Genomic DNA, 5814 nt, shown 5'->3' on the forward strand with positions numbered 1-5814 from the left:
CCGCCGCCCGTGCCTGCGCGGCGGCGTTGCGCGCCCGTGCGGCCTGCTGCGACGAGACCCCGGACTGGCGGCCCGCCTCATCGGCCGCGACGCCCGCCGCGTCCGCGTTCGCGCCGGCCTGCTTCGCCGCCGCGGCCGCCCGCTGCGCCTGCGCCAGCGCCCGGTCGCGCTCGGCCCGGACCTGCTCCAGCTGCTCCGCCTTCGCCGCCGCGTCGCGGGCCGCCTCGGCCGCCTCGCGCGCCAGCCGGGCATCGCCCGCGTTGAGCCGCGCCGCTGCGGCCGCCCGCTGCGCCCGCGACGCCGCCTGCGCGGTCAGCGAGGCCGCCGTGGTCGCCTTGCGGGCCGCGTCCGCCGCCACGCGCGCCGCGCGCATCGCCGCGTTCGACGCCGCCACGGCCTCCCGGGCCGCGTCCGCCGCACCCTCGGCCGCGTCCGCCGCCCGGCCGGCGGCCGCGGATGCCTTGCGCGCGTCGTTGCCCGCCGCCCGCGCCTCGCTCTCGGCCGCCTGCGCGGCGCGTTTCGCCTCGGTCGCCGCGTTGGCCGCCCGGTTCGACGAGTCCTCGGCCGCCAGCGCCTCCTGCGAGGTGGTCTCCCCGGCCTGCCGGGCCTGCTCGACCAGGCTGCGGATCGAGGCCAGCTCGCGGTCGCGCGCCCGGGCCACGAACTGCCCCGACACCAGGAACTCCTGCAGCTCCTCGGCGCTGCCGGCGAGCGCCTGCGACGCCGCCGCGTCGAGCACCGGGCCACTGTTGTTGGCCCCGCCGGTCAGCATGCGGGTCGCGGCCTGCCGGTCGTCGGCGTACGCCGCCGCGTCGCGCCCCGTCGACATGAACTCGACGACGGCCGCGGCGTCACCGCTCAGCGCCCGCTGCGCCGCCGCGCGGACGGTCGGGCCACCCGCCTCGAGCACCCGGTAGACCCGCAGCCGCTCGTCGGCCTCCCACGCCTGCCGCCAGCCGCCGTCGACGAACTTGAAGACGTCGTTCGCCGGCTTGTCCAGCACCTGCAGGGCGGCCGACCGCATGGACGGGCCGTCCATCCCGGCCAGCACCTGCACCGCCGCGCGGCCGTCGGCCTCCTCGGCCGCCTCCGCACCGGTCTCGTAGTAGGCCCGCAGGTCGGCGTCGGAGCCCAGCAGCGCCGCCTCCGCCGCGCGCTGCAATGACGGCCCGCCCTCGATGAGCTGACGGACGGCCGCCTCGCGAATCTCCTCGATGGTGATCGCGTCGTCGGCGGCCCGGGCCGGGCTGAACCCGGCGAGCTGGACGAGCAGAGTCAGCGTGAGCGCGCCGGCGAGCGACCGCATCAGGCGCGTGAACGATGAAGCCACCAAAACCCCCGCGATGGTGTGCGACAAGACCCCTGGACGCTATCGGCTGGGGTCGATGCGCCACAAGGCCGCGGCGCCAATGTGGAGTGTCAGATCCGAGGCATCTCCCGGTCGGCGGCGCCGAAAGCGTAACAAGGGTGTTACGCTTCCGGGATGGACGACGTGGCGAGTGCGATCGCCGACCCTCTGCGGCGCAGCGTCCTGGAGATGCTGCGCCGCAGCGCGCTGCCCGCGGGCGACATCGCCGACCGGTTCGAGGTGAGCCGGCCCGCGGTCAGCCGGCACCTGCGCGTCCTGCGCGAGTGCGGCCTGGTCCGCGACACGCTCGTCGGCCGGCGGCGCTACTACGAGCTCGACGCCACGCGGCTCGCCGAGCTGACCGAGTGGCTGGGCCAGTTCACCCGCCCCGCCGGGTGGGAGCACCGCCTCGACGCCCTGGAGACCGAGGTCCACCGCACCCGTCGCGAGCGCCTCCGGGGCGGCGCGGCGGATCACCGACAGGAGAACACGGCATGACCAGTCCACCGACCGGCCGGCTCGTCGCCGGCACCGGCAGCACCGGCAGTACCGGCAGTACCGGCAGCACCGACGGCGCAGACCTCGTCGTCCAGCGCGTCTTCAAGGCGCCCATCGAGGACGTGTGGGCCAGCGTGACCGAGTCCGAGCGCACGGCCCGCTGGTTCGGGCGATGGGAGGGCGAGGCCGGCACCGGTCACACCATCAAGGTGCAGATGGCCTTCGAGGACAACGCGCCCTGGATCGACGTGCGGATCGACGTCTGCGAGCCACCGCGCCGGCTGGCGGTGACGAGCATCGACGAGAACGGCACGATGCGGCTCGAGCTGCTGCTCTCGCACAGGGACGGAGTCACCGAGTTGGAGCTCGTGCAACACATGACGAGCACGGACGGCGTCGGCGAGATGGGCCCCGGCTGGGAGTACTACCTCGACAACCTCGTCGCGGCGCGGGAGGACCGGCCGTTGCCCAGCTTCGACGACTACTACCCGGCGATGAAGGCGTACTACGAAGCCCTGCCGGGCTCGTGAGATGAGTTTTCCCGTCCACCGCCGTCTCACAGGGGAGAAATCCTGACGAGTACGTGTGGAGGACGGATGTTGCTGCAGGACAAGGTCGCGGTGGTCTACGGCGGCGGGGGCGCGATCGGCGGTGCGGTCGCCCGGGTGTACGCGCGGGAGGGCGCCCGGGTGTTCCTGGCCGGCCCGACGGAGGCCAAGCTGGCCGCCGTCGCCGGCGAGATCGGCGCGGCCGCCGAGACCGACGTGGTGGACGCGCTCGACGAGGACGCCGTCGAGGCGCACACCGACGGGGTCGTCGCGCGCGCCGGGCGCATCGACGTGTGCGTCAACGCGGTCGGCATCCAGAACGGCGCCCAGGGCAAGCCGCTGGCCGAGATGTCCGCCGACGAGTTCGGCGCGCCGATCCGCGACTACCCGCGGGTCAACTTCACCACCGCCCGCGCGGCGGCCCGGCACATGACCGCGGCCGGCACGGGGGTGATCATCGGGCTGTCCTCGCCGATGGCCCGCACGGCGACCGCGCTGACCGGCAGTTTCACCATGGCCTCGGCCGCGGTCGAGCTGTTGCTGCGGCAGCTCGCGGCCGAGCTCGGCCCGGCCGGGGTGCGTGCGGTGTGCCTGCGGCTCACCGGCATCCCGGAGACCGCGCGCTCGCTCGGATCGAGCACCGAGGCGACGTGGCGCGACGCCGCGGATCGGCTCGGCGTCTCCTTCGAGCAGATGCTCGAGGCGGTCGGCGCGGGCAGCCCGCTGGGCCGGCCGCTGACCGTGCGGGAGGTCGCCGAGGTCGCCGCGTTCGTGGCATCCGACCGCGCCGGCGCCCTCACCGCGACGGTCGTCAACGTCACCGGCGGCGCGATCCTCGACTAGGCCGGCGTGTCGAGGACGTGCGTGGGCAGCCCGAAGGCGGGCAGGCGGTCGTTGCCGAAGACGGTCACCTCGGCCACCTGCCCGTCCTCGAAGCCCAGCACGGTCAGCCCGAACGCCTCGAACGGGCCATTCGTGCCGCGCCTGCGCACGTACCCTCCGAAAGCCTGTTGGCGGTTGGCCCGGACCGACCGGAAACGCCAGTCCAGGGCGCCGTCTCCGTGCAACGCCGGAGCCCAGGCCGCCAAGGCCGTCGCCCGGCCGGAGTAGAAGCCGAACCCGCTGGCCGCGTTGCCACCGGCGCCGGGCGCCTGGCTGACCCGCACGTCCTCCCGGAGCAGGGCGGCCAGCGCGCGATCGTCGGAGGCCGCGATCGCCTCCATGTAACGCGCGACCAGCGCCCGCTCCTCGCCGGCCGCCGGCCGCGCTGTCGGCAGATGCTCGCGCAGGACCGGCCGGGCGCGCTGGAGCATGCTGTTCACGGCGGTCACCGTCGTGCCGAGCAGCTCGGCGGTGTCGCGGGCCGGCCAGCCCAGCACATCCCGCAGGATCACCACCGCCCGCTGCCGCGGCGACAGGTGCTGGACGGCGACCACGAAGGCGAGCGCCACGGTCTCGCGGGACACCACGACCGCGTCCGGCTGATCCTCCGGCGGCAGGAGACGATCCGGGTACGGCTGCACCTGCGCCGGCACGTCGACCGGAACGGCCGGACGCTTGTCGAGCGCGTCGAGACAGGTGTTGGTCGCGATCCGGTAGAGCCACGCCCGCAACGGCGCCCGGCCCTCGAAGGTCTCGCGCCGGCGCCACGCCTTGAGCAACGTCTCCTGCACGAGGTCCTCCGCCTCGTCGAAGGAGCCGAGCAGCCGGTAACAGTGCACGCGCAGCTCGTGCCGGTGGGTTTCGGCCTGCGCCGTGAAGTCCGCTTCAGAGTCCATCACCGTGAGACGGTGCCACGGCGGATCACTCATCGCTCGCGGGGCCGGTCAGATCAGCGAGACAAGGTCTCGCAGCGAGGTGATCACGTGGTCGGGTTCCGCGGTCGAAACGCCGCGATGTGTGGGCGAAGCGCCGGTCCGGTTGAGCCAAACGGCGGCGCCGAGGCCGGCGGCACGTGCTCCGGCGATGTCGTTGTCGAGGCTGTCGCCGACGTGCCACGCCGCGGCGGGTGGCAGCCCCAGACGCCGGGCGGCGAGTTCGAACACCGCCGGATCCGGTTTGGCGACGCCGACCTCACCGGAGATCACGATCGTGTCGATGCGCCGGTCAAGTCCGGTGACGGCCACCTTGTGGCGCTGGGTGTCGCCGGGCCCGTTCGTGATCACCGCCACGGCGTCGACTCGATCACGCAGCGCGGCCAGGCAGTCGACGACGTCGTCGAAGAGCCGGTACCGAGCAGCCCGGGCCTGCGTGTAGCGCTCGACCGCGAGTTCCGCGAGGTGATCGTCGTGGTGCCCGTTCGCCGCCAGCGCGCTTTGCCAGTGATCCCGCCAGATGGCGAATCCGCTCAGCGACCCACTCGGTGACACCACGACGGTTCCCTCGGCGGCACGCCAGTGCGAAAGGCAGACCTCCGTGTACGTCCGCGCCAGCAGTTCGGCGTCAAGATCTCCCGTGGATCGCGCCAGCGCGTCGCACACGTCCTGGACGGTGTCGAGCCAGCTCTCGTCGTCGTAATCCACGATGGTGGCATCAAGATCGAGAAAGACCGCTCGCGCCGACCGCATCGGCACACCATAGTGAGCCCGTGGCGAAGGGGCGGCCGCTGCCCCGCGAAGGTCGGCCGGGGCGGCGTGCCAGAGACGCGAGGATGATGTCCCGGGCCGCTCGGACCGTGGCCGCGAAGGCGGCCGGGTCGCGGCCGATGCGTTCGGCGCCCACGCGCATGACACCGGAGAGCAGCTCCACCACGAGGTGCACATCGCCGGCGTCGCGGAACTCCCCGTGCGCGATGCCGTCGCGGACGACGTTCTCCACCTCGACCACGATCGCGTGGAAGGGGCTGTCCGGACCCTTCGGCACCGCGGCGACGGGCAGCGCCGGGCCCTGCCGGAAGATCAGCTGCAGAACCTGGTCCGTGAACGCCTCCAGGACCGCCTCGATGATCTCCCGCATCCGATCCGCGGCCGGGTCCGCGACTCGCGCGGCGATCGCGGCGACCCGCTCGACCACCGGCCGGCCCGCCCGCTGAGTCACCGCGAGGACCAGCGCGCTCTTGTCGCCGGCGTAGTTGTACAGAGTGTTGCGTGCGAGCCCTGCCCGGGCCGCGATGTGACCCATGTTGATCGAGTCGTAGTCGCGGTCGAGCAGCAGCTGCCGCATCGCCTCGGCGAGGTCGGCTCACACCATCTCGTGGTGCTCCTCGATGCTGGCTCCCCGGATCCGCGGCATCGGGCAATCCTCCCCCACCGCGGCTTCCCGATCGTCTTACCCCCGGCTCGCTGCCCCGGCGGCCAGGGCAGCACTCGAGAGTTGCGGATTCTCCTGGTACGCCGAGGTGAGCTTGACGCGGCTGAGGCGCCAGCCGTCCGGCGTACGGACCGCCTCGTTGTCGTAGAAGCCGACCACCAGCCGGCGGTC

Annotated in this window: 7 protein-coding genes; 3 read left to right on the forward strand and 4 right to left on the reverse strand. The window is 73.6% G+C overall.

Annotation, left to right across the window (positions count from 1 at the left end; translation table 11 throughout):
- A partial coding sequence (locus tag AB0M20_RS23155; RefSeq protein WP_364301348.1) for an ALF repeat-containing protein occupies positions 1-1330 on the reverse strand: 1330 nt, incomplete at its 3' end.
- Between the two features lie 153 nt (positions 1331-1483).
- Between AB0M20_RS23155 and AB0M20_RS23160 the strand changes: the two genes are divergently transcribed.
- The 3 genes from AB0M20_RS23160 to AB0M20_RS23170 all read left to right on the forward strand — a co-directional run bounded on the left by AB0M20_RS23160 (position 1484) and on the right by AB0M20_RS23170 (position 3237).
- Entirely contained in the window at positions 1484-1846 is a 363-nt protein-coding gene (locus AB0M20_RS23160; RefSeq protein WP_364301351.1) for a metalloregulator ArsR/SmtB family transcription factor, read from the forward strand.
- Entirely contained in the window at positions 1843-2376 is a 534-nt protein-coding gene (locus AB0M20_RS23165; protein WP_364301353.1) for an SRPBCC family protein, read from the forward strand. Before AB0M20_RS23160 ends, AB0M20_RS23165 begins: the two co-directional genes overlap by 4 nt.
- A 66-nt stretch (positions 2377-2442) precedes the next feature.
- On the forward strand, positions 2443-3237 hold the full coding sequence (locus tag AB0M20_RS23170) for an SDR family oxidoreductase (protein ID WP_364301355.1): 795 nt from the start codon (positions 2443-2445) through the stop codon (positions 3235-3237).
- On the opposite strand, the gene AB0M20_RS23175 is transcribed toward AB0M20_RS23170, so the two are convergent.
- Genes AB0M20_RS23175 through AB0M20_RS23185 form a run of 3 tightly spaced genes read right to left on the reverse strand, consistent with a single transcriptional unit; the run spans position 3234 to position 5556 of the window.
- Complete coding sequence (locus tag AB0M20_RS23175) at positions 3234-4172, reverse strand: RNA polymerase subunit sigma-70 (protein WP_364301361.1); 939 nt, start codon at positions 4170-4172, stop codon at positions 3234-3236. The genes AB0M20_RS23170 and AB0M20_RS23175 overlap by 4 nt on opposite strands.
- 48 nt (positions 4173-4220) lie before the next feature.
- Positions 4221-4961: an HAD family hydrolase gene (locus tag AB0M20_RS23180; RefSeq protein WP_364301357.1), complete on the reverse strand. Its 741-nt coding sequence runs from the start codon at positions 4959-4961 to the stop codon at positions 4221-4223.
- Positions 4927-5556 (reverse strand): TetR/AcrR family transcriptional regulator, encoded by a 630-nt coding sequence (locus tag AB0M20_RS23185; RefSeq protein WP_364301359.1) that lies wholly within the window; start codon positions 5554-5556, stop codon positions 4927-4929. Before AB0M20_RS23185 ends, AB0M20_RS23180 begins: the two co-directional genes overlap by 35 nt.
- Positions 5557-5814: the final 258 nt, after the last annotated feature.

The organism is Actinoplanes sp. NPDC051633, from assembly GCF_040681735.1.
Lineage (GTDB): Bacteria > Actinomycetota > Actinomycetes > Mycobacteriales > Micromonosporaceae > Actinoplanes.